The organism is Prauserella aidingensis, from assembly GCF_024171865.1.
Taxonomy (GTDB): Bacteria; Actinomycetota; Actinomycetes; order Mycobacteriales; family Pseudonocardiaceae; genus Prauserella; species Prauserella aidingensis.
The window spans coordinates 19107-36407 of the sequence record NZ_JAMTCN010000021.1; the positions used below are offsets into that span (position 1 = coordinate 19107).

Annotated in this window: 15 protein-coding genes; 7 read left to right on the forward strand and 8 right to left on the reverse strand. The window is 70.9% G+C overall.

Features of this window, described 5'->3' with window-relative positions:
* Positions 1–84: 84 nt before the first annotated feature.
* Positions 85–1011 (reverse strand): NADP-dependent oxidoreductase, encoded by a 927-nt coding sequence (locus tag LY13_RS18885; protein ID WP_253829927.1) that lies wholly within the window; start codon positions 1009–1011, stop codon positions 85–87.
* A 143-nt stretch (positions 1012–1154) separates the two neighbouring features.
* Between LY13_RS18885 and LY13_RS18890 the strand changes: the two genes are divergently transcribed.
* From LY13_RS18890 to LY13_RS18905, 4 genes are all read left to right on the forward strand, one after another.
* Positions 1155–1766, forward strand: a complete 612-nt coding sequence (locus tag LY13_RS18890; protein ID WP_253829928.1) for a TetR family transcriptional regulator — start codon at positions 1155–1157, stop codon at positions 1764–1766.
* A gap of 64 nt (positions 1767–1830) precedes the next feature.
* Entirely contained in the window at positions 1831–3495 is a 1665-nt protein-coding gene (locus LY13_RS18895) for an MFS transporter (RefSeq protein WP_253829929.1), read from the forward strand.
* 177 nt (positions 3496–3672) lie between these two features.
* Positions 3673–4779, forward strand: coding sequence for an LLM class flavin-dependent oxidoreductase (locus tag LY13_RS18900; RefSeq protein ID WP_253829930.1), 1107 nt, complete (start codon positions 3673–3675; stop codon positions 4777–4779).
* Positions 4776–5399 carry an FMN reductase gene (locus LY13_RS18905; RefSeq protein WP_253829931.1) on the forward strand — a complete coding sequence of 208 codons (624 nt, stop codon included), beginning with the start codon at positions 4776–4778 and terminating at the stop codon, positions 5397–5399. Before LY13_RS18900 ends, LY13_RS18905 begins: the two co-directional genes overlap by 4 nt.
* A 75-nt stretch (positions 5400–5474) precedes the next feature.
* Here the strand turns inward: LY13_RS18905 and LY13_RS18910 are convergent, their stop codons facing one another.
* The 6 genes from LY13_RS18910 to LY13_RS18935 all read right to left on the reverse strand — a co-directional run bounded on the left by LY13_RS18910 (position 5475) and on the right by LY13_RS18935 (position 13131).
* Entirely contained in the window at positions 5475–6536 is a 1062-nt protein-coding gene (locus LY13_RS18910; protein ID WP_253829932.1) for a polyhydroxyalkanoate synthase family protein, read from the reverse strand.
* Positions 6537–6560: 24 nt separating this feature from the next.
* Entirely contained in the window at positions 6561–7343 is a 783-nt protein-coding gene (gene map, locus LY13_RS18915; protein ID WP_253829933.1) for a type I methionyl aminopeptidase, read from the reverse strand.
* Positions 7344–7452: 109 nt separating this feature from the next.
* On the reverse strand, positions 7453–8607 hold the full coding sequence (locus tag LY13_RS18920; RefSeq protein WP_253829934.1) for an acyl-CoA dehydrogenase family protein: 1155 nt from the start codon (positions 8605–8607) through the stop codon (positions 7453–7455).
* A complete protein-coding gene (locus LY13_RS18925; RefSeq protein WP_253829935.1) occupies positions 8604–10598 on the reverse strand; it encodes an acetyl/propionyl/methylcrotonyl-CoA carboxylase subunit alpha in 1995 nt (664 codons plus the stop codon). Before LY13_RS18925 ends, LY13_RS18920 begins: the two co-directional genes overlap by 4 nt.
* Positions 10599–10618: 20 nt before the next feature.
* Complete coding sequence (locus LY13_RS18930; protein ID WP_253829936.1) at positions 10619–12232, reverse strand: carboxyl transferase domain-containing protein; 1614 nt, start codon at positions 12230–12232, stop codon at positions 10619–10621.
* A 101-nt stretch (positions 12233–12333) separates the two neighbouring features.
* Entirely contained in the window at positions 12334–13131 is a 798-nt protein-coding gene (locus LY13_RS18935; protein ID WP_253829937.1) for an SGNH/GDSL hydrolase family protein, read from the reverse strand.
* A gap of 156 nt (positions 13132–13287) precedes the next feature.
* On the opposite strand from LY13_RS18935, the gene LY13_RS18940 reads away from it, so the two are divergent.
* From LY13_RS18940 to LY13_RS18950, 3 genes are all read left to right on the forward strand, one after another.
* Positions 13288–13953 (forward strand): SACE_7040 family transcriptional regulator, encoded by a 666-nt coding sequence (locus LY13_RS18940; protein ID WP_253829938.1) that lies wholly within the window; start codon positions 13288–13290, stop codon positions 13951–13953.
* Between the two features lie 73 nt (positions 13954–14026).
* Positions 14027–14515, forward strand: coding sequence for a hypothetical protein (locus LY13_RS18945; RefSeq protein ID WP_372493858.1), 489 nt, complete (start codon positions 14027–14029; stop codon positions 14513–14515).
* Between the two features lie 104 nt (positions 14516–14619).
* The gene (locus tag LY13_RS18950) at positions 14620–16179 is read left to right on the forward strand and encodes a PucR family transcriptional regulator (RefSeq protein ID WP_253829973.1); all 1560 of its coding nucleotides are present in this window, start codon (positions 14620–14622) and stop codon (positions 16177–16179) included.
* 112 nt (positions 16180–16291) lie between these two features.
* Here the strand turns inward: LY13_RS18950 and LY13_RS18955 are convergent, their stop codons facing one another.
* The gene (locus LY13_RS18955; protein WP_253829939.1) at positions 16292–17257 is read right to left on the reverse strand and encodes a zinc-binding dehydrogenase; all 966 of its coding nucleotides are present in this window, start codon (positions 17255–17257) and stop codon (positions 16292–16294) included.
* Between the last annotated feature and the right edge of the window lie 44 nt (positions 17258–17301).

Genomic DNA, 17301 nt, shown 5'->3' on the forward strand with positions numbered 1-17301 from the left:
CAACACGGGGCCCGCAAAGCGCAACACGATCCCCTCAAACCGCAACACGCGGCCCCGAAACTGCAACACGGGGCCGCGGACGCGTCAGCCGACCGTCAGGACGAGTTTGCCGCGCACGTTGCCCGCCTGGCTCACCCGCCACGCGACGGCGGCCTCGGCGAGCGGATACGTGCGGTCCACGTGGACGGTCAGCGTGCCCGCGTCGGCGAGCTTGCCCAGTTCGGTGAGGTCCTCGGCGCTCGGCCGCACCCACATGTACCGGCCGCCGTACTCGGTCACTCCCGCGTCGGCGATCGACCCGACGTGCGCGGGATCCTTGGTGACCTGCCGCGACACCTCGACGGCTTCTTCTCCGCCGACGAAGTCGACCGCCGCGTCGACCCCGTCCGGGGCCAGTTCCCGCACCCGGTCGGCCAGTCCCTCGCCGTAGGACACGGGCTCGGCGCCCAACTCGGCCAGGAAGGCGTGGTTGCGCTCGCTGGCCGTGCCGATCACGCGGGCGCCGAACGCGTTCGCCAACTGGACGCCCAGTGCGCCGACACCGCCCGCGGCGGCGTGGATCAGCACCGTCTGACCGGAACCGACGTTCAGCCTCCGCAGCGCCTGCATCGCGGCCAGTCCGGCCAACGGCAGTCCGGCGGCCTGCGACCAGTCGAGGGAGGCCGGTTTCGGCGCCAACAGGCGCACGTTGGCCGAGACCAGCTCCGCGTACGACCCCAGTTGGACGTGGTCCTTGCGGACGTAACCGATGACCTCGTCGCCGACGGCGTACTCCTCGACGTCCAGGCCGACCGCCTCGACGACACCGGCCACGTCCCAGCCCGGGATCAGCGGGAAGTGGGTCTCCATCATCGCGTCGAGCCCACCCGCTGCGAGTTTCCAGTCCACCGGGTTGACGCCTGCCGCCTTGACGCGCACCAGCACCTCGCCGGGCGCCACCTTCGGGTCCGGCCGGTCGGCCACGGTCAGCTCGTCGGGTCCGCCGTACTGATTGAGAACGATCGCCTTCATGTGCCGGGCAACAAGGCGGGTCCGGAGCGGCATTCCCGACGTCGCCTCACCGGGTGGGCACGGTCGGCTGTCGCTGTGTCGTCGCTTACACCTGCACCGGAATTTTGCACTCGAGTGCACACTTCGGATGTATCGTTGACGGCATGCAGCCAGGTGTCCGGGAGACCAAACGTGTGCAAACGCGGCTCGCGCTGTGCCGTGCGGCCGTCGACCTGGCCACCGAGGCGGGCGGTGCCGAGGACGTCACCGTCGACGCGATCACCGAGCGGGCGCAGACCTCCCGGCGCACGTTCTTCAACTACTTCCCCACCAAGGAGGCGGCGTTCGTCTGGCCGCTGTACGCCCTCACGGCGGCGTTCACCGACGCCTTCACCGAGCGTCCGGACGACGAGCCCGTGTGGGAGGCGCTCCGCAGTGCGCTGTACGCGGCGCTGACCGCACCGGAGGCCGACCCTGAACTCATCGCGGCCGTGGACGCCCTCGTCACCGCCTCGCCCGCGATGGTGCTCGCCACCGAGGCGTATGCGACGAGTGAACCGAGCGCGCCCGACCTGCACCGCCGGGCGAAGGCGCACGTCGCACGGCTGACCGGCGGCGATCCCGACCGGGACGTCTACCCGCAGCTGGTCCTCGAAGCGGCGGGCATGGCGCTGCGGGTGGCGGGCCGCGCCTGGGTGGCCCGCGGCGGCGATCCGCGCCACCACGTCGACACCGTGGTCGACATGCTCCGCGACGGCATCCGCCCGTCGCACTGACCACGCCGGCACTCCGGGTTCTCCGCACGAACCGAGAACCCGCACGACCGTACCGAGGAGAACCATGACCGAGCCCGGCGCGTCCGCCACGGCGGCCGAGTCGACACAGGACTCGAAGCAGGAGCAACGGCGGCGGCAACTGGAGGAGGCCGTCGCCGAGGGCATTCCACTCGACGTGTTCCACCGGCGATGGATCATCGTCGCCGCGATGTGCACGAGCCTGCTGGCCGTGATGCTGGCGAACTCGAGCATGAACCTCGCGCTGCCCGGCATGACCAGCGATCTGCGCATCACCCAGGCCGAGCAGACCTGGATCGTCGACCTCTTCTCACTCGTGTTCGCGGCGTTGCTGTTCACCGCGGGCGCCATCGGTGACCGCTACGGCCGCAAGCTGGTGCTGCAGATCGGCATGGTGCTGTTCACGGTGCCGTCGTTGTATGCGGGACTGATCGCCGACAGCGGGGCCGAGCTCATCGTCGCCCGTGGGGTGATGGGCATCGGCGCCGCGATGGTCATGCCCTCGACACTGTCGATCATCAACACGACGTTCCCCCGCGGGCAACGGGCCGGAGCGATCGCCGTGTGGACGGGCGTCGCAGGCGCGGGCGCCGGACTGGGGACCGTGTTCTCCGGAGTACTGCTGGAGTTCTGGAGCTGGCGGTCGGCGTTCCTGATGAGCGTGGCCTTCGGCGTCGTCGCATTCGTCGCCAACCAGATCCTGTCCCACGAGTCGAAGGACGAGAAGCGGACGCCGATCGACTGGCTCGGCGGACTGCTGTCGACGGTGGGCGTCCTCGGTCTCGTCTACGCCATCATCGAGGGCCCGCACGACGGCTGGACGCAGCCCGCGGTGCTGGTCGCCGTCGCGACCGCGGTCGTCGGCATCGGACTGTTCGTCTGGTGGGAACGGCGCACACCGCATCCGATGTTGGACATGACGCTGTTCCGCAACCCGCTGTTCTCGTCGTCGTCGGCGGCGGTAACGGTCGCGTTCTTCGCCCTCGGCGGGTCGTTCTTCCTGCTGGCGCAGCTGTTCCAGCTGGTGCTCGAGTACAGCGAGCTGGAGTCGGCACTGGCGACCCTGCCGATCATGCTGCCGATGCTGCTGCTGTCGCCGTGGGTGCCGAAGGTCGCGGCGGCGATCGGTTCGCGGTTCACCGTCGGGTCCGGGCTGGCGATCATCGCGGCCGGTTTCCTGCTGTGTTCGACGTGGGACGGCGACACCGGCTACTGGGGCATTCTGCTGCCGCTGTTCGTGGTGATCCTCGGGATGGTGTTCGTGATGCCGCCCGCAACGAACCTGATCATCGCGTCGGTCCCGAAGAACCGTTCCGGCATGGGGTCGGCGATGAACGACACGGTGCGGGAACTCGGCGTCTCCATCGGCATCGCTGTGCTGGGCTCGCTGATCGCGCGGGGCTACAGCAGCGGGATCGGCGAGGCGACCCGCGGGCTGCCGCCGGAGGCCGCCGCGGCCGCGGAGAGCAGCTTCCCGGCGGCGGTGCAGGGCGTGGCGCCCGTGCTGGAGCAGGAGGCCGGCCCCGCGGCGACCGAACGGTTCGTGGGGTTGGCCACCGACGCCTGGATGACGGGCATGAACTGGGCGATGCTCGCGGCGGCCGCGATCGCGGCGGTGGCGGCGGTCGGCACGCTGATCGCCATGCCGAACAAGCGACGCGAACCCGAGTTCATCGTCACCCCGCAGGACGGCCCGCCCGCCCACGCCTGACGAGCGCACCGCCGGTGTCCGGACGTTCGCCTCGCACGGTGACGACCCTCCTGACACCGCCCGCACCCGCGCCGGACCTGCACGTCCGGGGCGTCCACGGGCCCGGGAATAGCTCCCGCGCCACAGCCGTTAGGGTTGATAGTTGAACGCACAACTACCTGAGGCAGGGTGACAGCGATGCAGTTCGGGATCTTCTCCGTCGGGGACGTCACCACGGACCCGACCACCGGCACGACGCCGACCGAGAACGAGCGGATCAAGGCGATGGTCCGCATCGCGCGCAAGGCCGAGGAGGTCGGTCTCGACGTCTTCGCCACCGGCGAGCACCACAACCCGCCGTTCGCCGCCCCGCCGAACCCGACGGTGCTGCTCGCCAACATCGCCGCGCAGACCGAGCGGATCGTCCTGTCCACGGCGACGACGCTGATCACCACGAACGACCCGGTGCGCCTCGCCGAGGACTACGCCTACCTGCAGCACCTCGCGGACGGCCGCGTCGACCTGATCATGGGCCGCGGCAACACCGGCCCGGTCTACCCGTGGTTCGGCAAGGACATCCGCCAGGGCGTCCCGCTGGCCATCGAGAACTACGCCCTGCTGCACAAGTTGTGGCGCGAGGACGTCGTCGACTGGGAGGGCAAGTTCCGCACGCCGCTGCAGAGCTTCACCTCGACGCCGCGTCCGCTCGACGGCGTGCCGCCGTTCGTCTGGCACGGGTCGATCCGCACCCCGGAGATCGCCGAGCAGGCCGCCTACTACGGCGACGGTTTCTTCCACAACCACATCTTCTGGCCGTTCGAGCACACGCGCCGGATGGTCGAGTTCTACCGGCAGCGCTGGGAGCACTACGGTCACGGCCCGGCCGACCGCGCGATCGTCGGCCTCGGCGGACAGGTGTTCATGCGCAAGAACTCGCAGGACGCCGTCAGCGAGTTCCGGCCGTACTTCAACGACGCCCCGGTGTACGGCGGCGGGCCGTCGCTGGAGGAGTTCACCGAGCAGACCCCGCTCACGGTCGGCAGCCCGCAGCAGGTCATCGACCGCACGCTGACGTTCCGCGAGAACGTGGGCGACTACCAGCGCCAGCTGTTCCTCGTCGACCACGCCGGCCTGCCGCTCAAGACCGTGCTGGAACAGCTCGACATGCTCGGCGAGGAGGTCGTGCCGGTGCTGCGCGAGGAGTTCGCCAAGAACCGTCCCGCGCACGTGCCGGACGCCCCGACGCACGCCTCGCTGCTGGCCGCCAGGAACGCCGAGACCGTCACGGCAGGTGAGGCCCGATGAGGCTGACCGTCGTGTCCGCGGGCACCACGTCGCCGTCGTCGACCCGGTTGCTGGCCGACCGGCTCACGGAGTCACTCGTCAAGCAGCTCGGTGACGGCGACGGGCAGGAACTCGAGGTGCACGTGGTCGAACTGCGCGACGTGGCCGTCGACGTCGCCAAGAACATGGTGACGGGCTTCCCCAGCCCGGCGCTGCAGGCCGAACTCGACGCCGTGACCGGCGCCGACGGTGTGATCGCGGTGAGCCCGATCTACAGCGCGTCCTACAGCGGACTGTTCAAGTCGTTCTTCGACGTGCTCGACACGGGCGCCCTGACGGGGATGCCCGTGCTCATCGGAGCCACGGGCGGCACGCCCCGCCACTCGCTGGCCCTCGACCACGCCCTGCGGCCGCTGCTGTCGTACCTGCGGGCGACCGTGATGCCCACCGGCGTGTACGCGGCCTCGCAGGACTGGGGCGGCGAGGCCGCGGGCGAACTCCACGCGCGCATCGACCGTGCAGCGGGCGAGTTGGCGGGTGCCATGGCCGGAACGCCGAGAAGCCGCCGCGCCGGCGACGGCTTCTCGGACGTGGTCCCCTTCGAACAGCAGTTGGCCGACCTCGGTCAGCTCGACGTCTGAGCGAGCAGCCTGCCCGCACCCGGCACCGTCGCGGGCAGGCCGAGCTCACCGAGGATGCCGGAGCGGCGGTTGGTCCTACCGAGGACTTGCGTGCTCGTCGACGAACTCGTCGACATGGCGCCACGTCGTGTCGCGCGCACGGCGGCCGGTGAGGACACCGAGGTGCCCACCGGGCGCGGTACGGAAGCGCGTCTCGGGCGTGTTCTCGAGCAGGTCCACGAGCCGTTCCACGGCACGCCGCGGCGCGATGCTGTCGTTCTCCCCGGCGACGACCAGCGTCGGTATGTCCAGCTTGGACAGTGTGATGGTGCGGCCGTCGAGCGCGAACGTGCCCGCGGACAGGTCGTTGGCGCGGAAGAACCGGTGATAGATCTGCCCGAAGGTGCGCCCGGGGTACGCGAGCATGTTGGCCATGAAATGGTCGACGGCCTCGATCTGCGCCAGGTAGTCGCGGTCGTCGAGGTTGCGCAGGATGGCCAGCGGCTTCGTGATCTCCTTGTCGATCCCCGTCGCGCGGAACACCTGGGTCACCACGGCCGACGGCGCGCCGCCGAGCAGGCGGTAGAACGGCGTCAGGATGTGCCCGCCGGTGAACTCCACCAGTGGCCGGAACGGGGCCACCAGTGGGATCGCGGTGTAGTCGAACGGGGAGGCGATGGTGGTCAGCGACCCGATCGGCAACTCGGGCCGGTCGGCGGCCGTGAGCACGGAGAAGATGCCGCCGAGGCACCACGCGACGACGTGCACCGGCCTGCCGCCCGCATCCTCGCTCACCTTGCGGATCGTGCGGGGCAGCACCTCGTCGATCCAGTGCTCGATGCCCAGATTGCGGTCGGCGAACGCGACACTGCCGTAGTCGACGAGGTAGGTCGGCCTGCCCGCGTCCGTGAGATGCTCGGCGAGGCTGCACCCGCGCCGCAGGTCGAAGCACAGCGCCGGCGCGGCGAGCGGCGGCACCAGGAGCACCGGATCGCCCGACGGGGTCGCCTGCTGCCCCGTCATCCGGTAGACCGACCGGTTCGGACCACGGTCGATCAGCACCCGCGGCACGGGCCGGAGGTCCGCCACCCCACCCTTGGCGACCTTGTCGGCGACGTTCGCGGCCGCCGACGCCAGCTGTGACGGAATCGCGATCACCGGGGACCTCCAGCCGGCTCGGGTTCAGCTCGTGAGCGTCAGGATACGCGGCCCGTCCTCGGTGATCGCGATCGTGTGCTCACTGTGCGCGGTGCGCGAGCCGTCGGCCGAGCGGATCGTCCAGCCGTCCGGGTCGTAGACGATGCGGTCGGTGCCCGCGGCGAACCACGGCTCGATCGCGAGGGTCAGGCCCGGCCGCAGCGGCATCCCCCGACCGGGACGGCCCGCGTTCGGCACGTGCGGCTCCTCGTGCATCGTGCGGCCGAGGCCGTGCCCGCCGAACTCGGTGTTGACCGGGTACCCGTACCGCGACGCGACGTCGCCGACCGCCGCCGAGATGTCACCGAGCCGGTTGCCCGGCCGCGCCGCCGCGATCGCCTCGTCCAGCGCCCGTTCGGTCGCCTCCACGAGTCGCACGTCCTCGCGTCCCTGGTCACCGGGGCGCGGAGTGCCGACGATCACAGTACGCGCCGAGTCGGCCACCCAGCCGTCGATCGACACGGCCATGTCCATCGTCAGCACGTCACCGTCCCGCAGCTCGTAGTCGTGCGGCAGGCCGTGCAGCACGGCGTCGTTGACGGCCAGGCAGATCACGTTGCGGAACGGACCCTTGCCGAACGACGGTGCGTAGTCCCAGTAGCAGGACTCGGCACCCCGGTGCTTGATCATGTCGCGGGCGCGGTGCTCGAGGTCGAGCAGGTTCACACCGGGTTCCGCGCGCTGCGCCAGATCGCCGAGCACCTCGGCGACGAACGTGCCGGTCACGCTCATCGCCTCGATCTCGCCGGGGGTCTTCAGCTCCACCATCGCCTGCATCCTCCACCGCGGACCCGTACGCCCGCCACCGAACCCGAATACTTATACCGGTATTTCTATCACGCCGGGTCGGCCGTGGCGACGCGCCCGCGGGCCGGCCTCACGGCAGACCGAGCTCGCGCGCGATCAGCATCCGCTGGACCTCGCTCGTCCCCTCCCCGACCTCGAGAATCTTGGCGTCCCGGTAGAACCGGCCGACCGGGAACTCGTTCATGAACCCGTAGCCGCCGAAGATCTGCGTCGCGTCACGGGCATTGTCCATCGCGGCGTTCGACGACGCGAGTTTGGCGATCGCCGCCTCCTTCTTGAACGGCTCGCCGCGCAGCATCTTGGCCGCCGCCTGGTAGTACGCCAGGCGCGCGGAGTGGACCCGCGCCTCCATGTCGGCGATCTTGAACTGGATCGCCTGGTAGGCACCGATCTTGTTGCCGAACGCCTCGCGCTCACCCACGTACTGCAGGCATTCGTCGACACACCCCTGAGCGAGGCCGACACTCAGCGCCGCGATGGCGACCCGGCCCTCGTCGAGGATGCGCAGGAACTGCGCGTAGCCGCGCCCGCGCTCGCCTAGCAGGTTCTCCACCGGCACCCGGCAGTCGTCGAACGCCAGCTCGTGGGTGTCCGAGCAGTTCCAGCCGACCTTCGAGTACTTCGGTGCCACCGTGAACCCGGACGTGCCCGACGGCACGAGGATCGCCGAGATCTCCTTGCCGCCGTCGGGCTTCGTGCCCGTGACCGCCGTGACCGTGACGACACTCGTGATGTCGGTGCCCGAGTTGGTGATGAACGACTTGCTGCCGTTGATGACCCAGCTGTCGCCGTCCACCGTGGCGCGTGTCTTCGTCGCCCCGGCGTCCGATCCGCCACCCGGTTCGGTCAGCCCGAACGCGCCGAGCGCCTCGCCCGTGCACAGCGACGGCAACCACCGGCGCTTCTGCTCCTCGGTGCCGAACCGGTAGATCGGCATCGCACCCAGCGACACGCCCGCCTCGACCGTGACCGCCACCGAGGAGTCCACCCGGGCCAGCTCCTCGAGCGCCAGACAGAGGGCGAAGTAGTCACCGCCCATGCCGCCGTACTCCTCGGCGACCGGCAGGCCGAACAGGCCCATCTCGCCCATCTTGGCGACGATCTCGTAGGGGAACTCCTCGCGGATGTAGAAGTCCCCGATCACCGGCTTCACCTCGGACTGGGCGAAGTCGTGGACCGTCTTGCGCAGCGCTTCGTACTCGTCGTCGAGCCGGAAGTCGATCATGATGTCTGCTCCTGAGGGGTGACCAGTGCGAGTTTCTCGTCGAGCGCGACCTGTTGGCCCGCCCGCACGGGGAGTTCGGTGACGACGCCGTCGACCGGCGCGGTGATCGTGTGCTCCATCTTCATCGCCTCGACGACCAGCAACGGCGTTCCCGCCGTGACCTCGTCGCCCTGAGCGGCCTTGACGACCAGCACGGTGCCCGGCATCGGGCTCGTCACCGGTCCCGCGTCGACGTCGTCGGCGCGCGCGGCCAGCAGGTTCGGCCGTTCCCCGACAGCCAGTCCGGCGCCGTCACGGCTCAACCACACGGTGCCGTCGGGTGCCTCCGCCCGCACGTAGCGCCGGTACTCGGATCCACAGTGGACGTCGAGGCCCGTCGCACGTCCGTCCGGACCACTGGGCACGCGGCGCGCCGACGCCGTGACCGGTTCGGCGTCACCCACCGTGACCCGGGCTCCGGAGGCAGGACCTTCGATCCGCACCAGCCGCTCGGTCTCGCCCGCACGCAGCAGGAACTCCACCCCGGCCGCGGCGCCCATCCGCCAGCCGCTCGGCACGTCCCACGGGTCCACGACCGGGCCGGCGGGTTCCAACGCGAGCAGCCGGTCGAGCGCCGCGGCGACGAAGAACTCCTCGGCCACGCCTCCGTCGGTGAGTTCGTCGAGTTTGCGCTCCACCATGCCCGTGTCGAGAGCACCCGAGCGGACGTCCTCATCGGACACGAGCCGTCGCAGGAACTCCACATTGGTCTGCAGCCCGAGAACGGCGGTGTCGGCCAGCGCCCGATCGAGCCGGTGCAGCGCTGATCCACGGTCGGGTCCCCACGCGATGACCTTGGCGAGCATGGGGTCGTAGTCGGACCCGACCCGGGTACCCTCGGACACGCCCGAGTCGACCCGCACGTGCGGCCCCGACGCCTCGACCAGTCCCAGCACGGTGCCGCCGGTGGGGACGAAGCCGCGAGCGGGATCCTCGGCGTAGACCCTCGCCTCCACGGCGTGCCCGTCGAGACGCACGTCGTCCTGGCCGATCGTGAGCGGTTCACCCGCGGCGATCCGCACCTGCCATTCGACCAGGTCGACGCCCGTGACCGCCTCGGTCACCGGATGCTCCACCTGCAGCCGGGTGTTCATCTCCATGAAGAAGAACTCGTCGGGGTCGGTCGCGGACACGATGAACTCGACCGTGCCCGCGCCCACGTAGCCGACCGACCGTGCCGCCTCGGCAGCCGACGCTCCCATGCGCGCCCTGGCATCGGCGTCGAGCAGCGGCGACGGCGCCTCCTCGATGATCTTCTGGTGCCTGCGCTGCAGGCTGCACTCACGCTCACCGAGGTGCAGCACCGTGCCGTGGGCATCGGCCAGCACCTGGATCTCGATGTGCCGCGGTGTGTCGACGAACCGCTCCATCAACAACCGGTCGTCACCGAACGCCCCACGTGCCTCGCGCTGCGCCGCCTCGACCGCGGCCGCCAGTTCGCCGGGCTCGGTGACCAGCCGCATACCCTTGCCGCCGCCGCCCGCGGACGGTTTCAGCAGCACCGGATAGCCGACCTCCTCGGCGGCCGCGGCGTAGTCGACCACCTCGGACTTGCCCGGCACCACGGGCACACCCGCCGCCGACACCGTGGCCTTCGCGCGGATCTTGTCCCCCATGGCGTCGATCGCCGAGGTCGGCGGGCCGATGAACACGATGCCCGCATCGCCGCAGGCCGCCGCGAACTCCGCGTTCTCGGCCAGGAAGCCGTAGCCGGGGTGCACCGCCTGCGCTCCGGTGTCGACCGCCGCCTTCACGACGTCCGGAACGGACAGATAGCTCCGGGCCGCCTCCGCCGGACCGAGGCGCACGGCCACGTCCGCCTCACGGGTGTGCCGGGCGTCGGCGTCGGCGTCGCTGTAGACGGCCACCGAACGGATCCCCATGCGCCGCAACGTGGCGATGACGCGGACGGCGATCTCGCCGCGATTGGCCACCAGAACCGTGTCGAACATGCCTGTCGAACCGCCCTCTCTCACATCCGGAAGACGCCGTAGCCGACCGGCTCCAGCGGTGCGTTGGCCGACGCCGACAGGGCCAGGCCCAGCACCGTCCTGGTGTCGGCGGGATCGATGACGCCGTCGTCCCACAGCCGCGCGGTCGAGTAGTAGGGATTGCCCTGCTCCTCGTACTGCTCGCGGATCGGCTCCTTGAACGACTCCTCCTCGTCGGCGGACCACTCCTCGCCGCGAGCCTCGATGGTGTCCCGCCGCACGGTCGAGAGCACCGACGCGGCCTGCTCGCCGCCCATCACCGAGATGCGCGCGTTCGGCCACATCCACAGGAACCGCGGCGAGTACGCCCGGCCGCACATCGAATAGTTACCGGCACCGAACGAACCGCCGATGATCACCGTGAACTTCGGCACCCGCGCGCAGGCCACCGCGGTGACCATCTTCGCGCCGTGCTTGGCGATCCCGCCTGCCTCGTAGTCCTTGCCGACCATGAAGCCCGTGATGTTCTGCAGGAACACGAGCGGAATCGAGCGCTTGTCGCACAGTTCGATGAAGTGGGCGCCCTTCATGGCCGACTCGGCGAACAGCACGCCGTTGTTGGCGATGATCCCGACCGGATGCCCGTGGATGCGGGCGAACCCGGTGACGAGCGTCGTGCCGTACTCCTTCTTGAACTCGGCGAACCTGCTGCCGTCGACGACGCGGGCGATCACCTCGCGCACGTCGTAGGGCGTCCGCGAGTCGGTGGGCACGACGCCGTACAGCTCGCGCGGGTCGGCGGCGGGCTCCTCGACGGGCTCGACGTCCCACGGCTTCGATTCCCGCGGCCCGAGCGTCGAGACGATCGAGCGCACGATCCGCAGCGCGTCGGCGTCGTCGGTGGCGAGATGGTCGGTGACACCGGACTGTCGCGAGTGGACATCCCCGCCGCCGAGCTCCTCGGCCGTGACGACCTCACCGGTCGCCGCCTTCACCAGCGGCGGCCCGCCCAGGAAGATCGTGCCCTGGTTGCGCACGATCACCGCCTCGTCGCTCATCGCGGGCACGTACGCGCCACCCGCGGTGCACGATCCGAGGACGGCGGCGATCTGCGGGATGCCGCGGGCCGACATCGTGGCCTGGTTGTAGAAGATGCGGCCGAAGTGCTCCCGGTCGGGGAACACCTCGTCCTGCCGCGGAAGGAACGCTCCGCCGGAGTCGACGAGGTAGAGGCACGGCAGGTTGTTGTGCAACGCCACTTCCTGCGCGCGCAGGTGCTTCTTGACCGTCAGCGGGTAGTACGTTCCGCCCTTGACGGTGGCGTCGTTGGCGACGATCACGCATTCACGCCCGGACACGCGGCCGATGCCGGCGATGATGCCCGCGGCGGGCGCCTCGTCGTCGTAGAGCCCGGTCGCCGCGAGCGGAGACAGCTCGAGGAACGCCGAACCCGGGTCCAGCAGCGCGTCGACCCGGTCGCGCGGCAGCAGCTTGCCACGTTCCACATGCCGGGAGCGCGCCTTCTCCGGCCCGCCCAGCCGGGTGGCGGCGAGCCGCTTGCGCAGATCTTCGACCAACTCACCGTGTCCTGCGACGTTGCGGGAGTACGCCTCGCTGTTCGGATCAGCGTGGCTGGCGAGCGCCGGACCGTCCATGACACACCTCAGGGTTAGCAGCCGTTAACACCGGATCCGATGTTAGAGGCTACTAACCCTGAGGTCCAGGCATTCGGCGGGAAAACCCGCCGTAATCCACGTCAACCTGCCGCGCCCTCCAGTGCGGACAGGTAACCGTGCTCCTGACCGGCGGCGTTCGGGTGATACGACTCGTCGATCGGCCACGTCACACTGTGCAGCCACCAGTCGCCCGAGCAGATCTCGTGACCGTCGAACTCGTCACGAACGTCCACGAACGTGAAGCCGGCCGCGGCGGCACGCTCGGAGATCGTGTCCACGAGAGCGTCGGCCCCCGAGTTGATGGCCGCCCGCTTGGTGTCGCTCAGCCCGGCGTTGCAGGAACCGCCGATCTCGTAGAAGTTCGGATAGCCGAGGACGAACACCTCGGCGTTCGGCGCTTCGGCCCTGATCTCGTCATACACGCCGTCGAGCAGGCCCGGCAGCGTGGTGCGGACATATTCCTTGGCCCGGTCGACCCGGTCGACACAACCCTGGTCGAAGCTCGTCGTGCAGTCGATCATGACGTCGACGAAGCCGGCGTCGTTGCCACCGACCGACACCGTGACGAGATCGGTGTCGGCGGAGAGCGTGTCGGCCTGCGCGAGCACGTCGCCGGTGCGCGCCCCCAGGCAGGCCGCGAAGTCGAAGTCACCGATGCCGTTGGAGTCCGCGTAGAGCTGCGGGTAGGCGTTCGCGCTGCGCTTGCAGCCACCCGAATCGCCGTAGTCGCCCGCACCGACGCCGCTGGAGTAGGAGTCGCCGAGGGCGACGTAGCTGTCGTAGGCGGTCGCCTCGACCGCTCCTGCCGTTGCCGTGCCGCCGACCATCGCCAGTGCGGCGACCGCCGCCGCGGTGACGATGCGGGAACCTTTGACCATCTCGGGCCGCCTTTCCGTTTGCCGTTGGCCGGACAGACGAATACCAGCGGCGACGGCCCGAAAAGGAGGGAAAGTTCCCGAGTTACCTCGCACGGATCAAATCGGAAGTCGCACAGGAGGTTAGCGTTCACTAACTTCGTCCCGTACAGTGACATCATGATCCCCAGCGCCGCGTCGGGCTCCGCAGCCGGCTCCACCGCTTCAGCAGGGTCCGCAGCTTCGCCCTCCGGGGCCTCGCCGTCCGCAGCGTCGCCGTCGGGCGGCGGGAAGCCGTCCCGGCGGGATCAGATCCTGGCCGCGGCCGCCGAACTGTTCGCCCAGCACGGCTTCCGCGGGGTCGGGATCGACGACATCGGCGCGGCCGTCGGGATCACCGGTCCGGCACTGTACCGCCACTTCCGCAGCAAGGACGCCATGTTGGGCGAAATGCTGACGGGCATCAGCGAATACCTGCTGGCGGGCGGCACGGAACGCGTCGGCAGGCCGGGCGACCCCGACGAGGTCCTGGCGGGCCTCGTCCGGTTCCACGTGGACTTCGCGCTGCAGCAACCCGCGCTGATCACCGTCCACGAACGCAGCCTGGCGAGCCTCGCCGACGAGGACCGCAGGCGCGTGCGCCGCCTGCAGCGGCAGTACGTCGAAGCGTGGGTCACGGCGCTGCGCGCGGCCGTCCCCCGCCTGGACGAACCTCACGCCCGCTCCGCGGCGCACGCGGTGTTCGGGCTCATCAACTCGACCCCGCACAACCGGCACCTTCCCCACGAGGACCTGGCGGAACTGCTCACCCGGCTCGCGCTCGGAGCGCTGTACGCGGCGAAATGACGCGCCCGTGGCCGGCGTCGCGACGACGATCACCCCTGCGGGCGCGCGACGATCACGGCGCGTCTGGTGTTTGATGACACCCGTGCACGAGGAAGGAACGCCGTCACGGCTCGTCGAAACCGCGCAGCGGGCGCTGCTCGCCATGCGCCTGGGCGACGACGCCGGTGCGATCGAAGCGGCGGCGCTCGAAGCGCTCGCCACCGACGACACGCGCGCGCTCATGCTGCTGTTGTTCCGCACCTGCAGCGACATGGTCACGACCCTCGGCGACGGGGGCGCCGCGCCGGTCAAGGTGCAGGTCTTCGACTCCGAGGGCGAAGAGGTCACGATCGACGACGCCGAGCCGCCCGTGCGCACCGCCGTCCGCACGCTGCTGGCGGAGGTCCACGGCAACACCGACGACGCGAGCGAGCAGCTGGAGATCGCGCTCGCCAACGCCTCGCCGGACGAGGTGGAGAGCCTGGTCGTGCAGGCGCTGCGCTGGACGATGCGACTGTCGACCGCGTGCCTGGAACGGGATCTGCCCGTCGAACCGTGGATCGCCGAGGCCCTCCTCGACTGAACCCCGCCCAGCACCATCCGGCGCGCTCCGGGGCGACGTGAGGCTTCGGCCGAGATCGCGGCGGTATGCTCGCCGCCCATGACGAGCAGTACGTCCGGCAGCCGATGATCACCGTCCGCACGGTCGTCGACCGCGTGGGGCCGACGCTGCTGCACGCGCTGCACCTGCCGGACGAGTCGGCCGCGGTCACCGACGTCGTCATCGCCGAACCCGCCGCCACCACACCGGGCGCGGGCGATCTCGTGCTGGGCGTCGCCGTCCCGGACACCGACGCGGCCGTAGCGCTGCTGAAGGACTCGGCACGGCGTGACGCCACGGCGGTGTTGATCAAGACCCCGGTCGCGCAGGAGCCTGCGGTCCGCGGGGCCGCCAGGCGCGCGGGCATCGGCCTGGTCGAGGTGCACGAGGCCACGGCCTGGGCCCAGCTCGTGTGGCTGCTGCGCACCGTGCTGGACGCCGAGGCCGACGAGTCCGACACACTCGAGGCGGACCCTGCCGCGGGCGACCTGTTCCGGCTCGCCGACGCGGTGGCCTCGGTCGTCGACGCTCCGGTGACGATCGAGGACACCAACTCGCGCGTGCTGGCCTACTCCGCGCGGCAGGACCTCACCGACCCGGCACGCGTGGCCACGATCGTCGGCAGGCGCATCCCCGACGACGTGCTCGCCCGGTTCCGCTCCCGCGGCGTCTTCCGCGACCTCACCCGCGGCAGGCAGACGATCTTCGTGCCCGGCCAGAAGGACGGGACACTGCCGCGGCTGATCGCGCCGGTGCGCATGGGCGGCGAACTGCTCGGCTCGATGTGGGCCGTCGTCGACGGTCCCGTGCCCGACGAGCGGGCCGCCGCGTTCGCCGACACCGCCCCGGTCGTGGCGCTGCACCTGCTACGGCGGCGGGCCCACTCCGACGTCCGCCGCCGCGCCTACGCCGAGGTCCTACGGGAGCTGCTGCACGGCGAGGCCGGGCCGCGCAAGGCCGTCGCGGAACTGGGACTGACCGAGCAGCCGCACCGCGTCGTCGTCATCGACACGCCGGGAGGGGACACGCTCGACGGCGAGGGCATGCGGCTCGCGCTGCTGGAACGGCTGTCCCAGGGCATCGGCAGGCAGCCCGTGGCGGCCGAGCACGCCGGTCTGCTGTACGCGGTCGTCCCCGAGGAGGGAGGCGCTGGAGCGTGGCCTCAGCTGCGGTCGGCGCTCGAGGACATGCAGGCAGGGCCGAAGGCGGGCGAGGTACGTGCGGCCGCGGGCGGTGCCTACGAACTGGGCGAGCTGCCCGCGTCCCGCGCCGAGGCCGACGAGGCGCTGGGACTGCTGCGGGCGGACATCGTGCCGGGCCGGACCGTCACGTTCGACGAGGTGTGGACCCCTCTGACGCTGCACCGCACGGCCACGGCCGCCCACTCCGCACACGTGACCGCCCTGGGCCCGCTGCCCACGCTCGTCGAACACGACCAGGCGCACGGCACCGAGTACGTCGACACGCTGTACCACTGGCTGCGCCATCCCGGCGATCCGCGCAGCGCGGCCGCGGCCCTCCAGGTGCACCCCAACACGCTGCGGTACCGCATGCGCAAGCTGCTGGACCTCGCCGGTCTGGACCTCGACGATCCCGATGTCCGGCTGGCCCTCGTCGCGCAGCTGCTCACCCTCCGCTGGTCGTGATCACCACGCCCCGACGGTCACCACGCCCCGACGGTCACCGGGCACGACCGGGCACCACGGGGCACCACGGCCACGACAGCGAGCGTGGTCACGAGTGGCTCCGAGTCCCCGGTCACGTCGGCGGGTTCACGGCGAGCAGGGTCTTGCCCGCCGTGGACCGGTCGTCGATGGCGGCGTGGGCGTCGGCAGCGCGTTCCAGCGGGTGGACCGCTCCGATCCGCGGCCGCAACCGACCTGCCGCCACCTCCGCGAGGGCCTCGCGCGCGCAGGCGTGCAGTGTCTCCGGCGCGGCGTCGAGCCCGCCCGTGACGGTGACACCCCGCGCCCGCGCCTGCTCGGCGGGTATGTCGGTCATGGCGCCGCTCGCCATCCCGTGGACGACCATGCGGCCGCCGGGTGCGAGCAGGCCGAACGCCGCGTGCCCGACGTCGCCGCCGACCCCGTCGTAGACGACGTCGACCTCGCCGACCGCGTCCCGCACGGCGTCCGTCCACCGCGGGTCGCGGTAGTCGACGGCGTGGGACGCGCCCGCGTCCCGGGCGAGCCTGCCCTTACGTTCACCGCCCGCCGCGGCGACCACGACCGCCCCCGCGCCGGCCGCGAGCTGCACGAGCAGACCACCCACGCCGCCCGCGGCCGCCTCCACGAGCACCCGCTCCCCCGGCCGCGGCGCGGCGGCGCGGTGCAGCAGCACCGCCGTCCGCCCGTCGGCGAGGACCGCCACCGCGTCCGTCATCGCCACTCCGTCGGGCACGGGCAGGAGCCGGTCGGCCGCGGCGACCGCGTGCTCGGCGTAGCCGCCGCTGCCCGACAGACCGCTCACCACGCGGGATCCGACGAGTGCGGGATCGACACCGTCGCCGATCCGCGCCACCACGCCCCCGACGCCGTTTCCCGGGATGAGCGGCGGCTGCCACGCGAACGGCCCACGTCCGGCGCGCAGCTGCGTCTCGACGAACGTGACCCCCGCGTACTCGACGTCGATCAGCACCTCACCGCGTCGTGGCTCCGGGATCGCCGCCTCGCCGGGCCGCAGTACGTCGGGGCCGCCCGGCTTCGTCCACCACACCGCTCGCATGACGATCACTCTGCGACCTCCAGTCGACTGAAGGTCAAGTGTTG

Coding starts and splice junctions, on each gene's coding strand:
- LY13_RS18885 (WP_253829927.1), bottom strand. CDS start 1,011: ATGAAGGCGATCGTTCTCAATCAGTACGGCGGACCCGACGAGCTGACC.
- LY13_RS18890 (WP_253829928.1), top strand. CDS start 1,155: ATGCAGCCAGGTGTCCGGGAGACCAAACGTGTGCAAACGCGGCTCGCG.
- LY13_RS18895 (WP_253829929.1), top strand. CDS start 1,831: ATGACCGAGCCCGGCGCGTCCGCCACGGCGGCCGAGTCGACACAGGAC.
- LY13_RS18900 (WP_253829930.1), top strand. CDS start 3,673: ATGCAGTTCGGGATCTTCTCCGTCGGGGACGTCACCACGGACCCGACC.
- LY13_RS18905 (WP_253829931.1), top strand. CDS start 4,776: ATGAGGCTGACCGTCGTGTCCGCGGGCACCACGTCGCCGTCGTCGACC.
- map (WP_253829933.1), bottom strand. CDS start 7,343: ATGGTGGAGCTGAAGACCCCCGGCGAGATCGAGGCGATGAGCGTGACC.
- LY13_RS18920 (WP_253829934.1), bottom strand. CDS start 8,607: ATGATCGACTTCCGGCTCGACGACGAGTACGAAGCGCTGCGCAAGACG.
- LY13_RS18925 (WP_253829935.1), bottom strand. CDS start 10,598: ATGTTCGACACGGTTCTGGTGGCCAATCGCGGCGAGATCGCCGTCCGC.
- LY13_RS18930 (WP_253829936.1), bottom strand. CDS start 12,232: ATGGACGGTCCGGCGCTCGCCAGCCACGCTGATCCGAACAGCGAGGCG.
- LY13_RS18935 (WP_253829937.1), bottom strand. CDS start 13,131: ATGGTCAAAGGTTCCCGCATCGTCACCGCGGCGGCGGTCGCCGCACTG.
- LY13_RS18940 (WP_253829938.1), top strand. CDS start 13,288: ATGATCCCCAGCGCCGCGTCGGGCTCCGCAGCCGGCTCCACCGCTTCA.
- LY13_RS18945 (WP_372493858.1), top strand. CDS start 14,027: ATGACACCCGTGCACGAGGAAGGAACGCCGTCACGGCTCGTCGAAACC.
- LY13_RS18950 (WP_253829973.1), top strand. CDS start 14,620: ATGATCACCGTCCGCACGGTCGTCGACCGCGTGGGGCCGACGCTGCTG.
- LY13_RS18955 (WP_253829939.1), bottom strand. CDS start 17,257: ATGCGAGCGGTGTGGTGGACGAAGCCGGGCGGCCCCGACGTACTGCGG.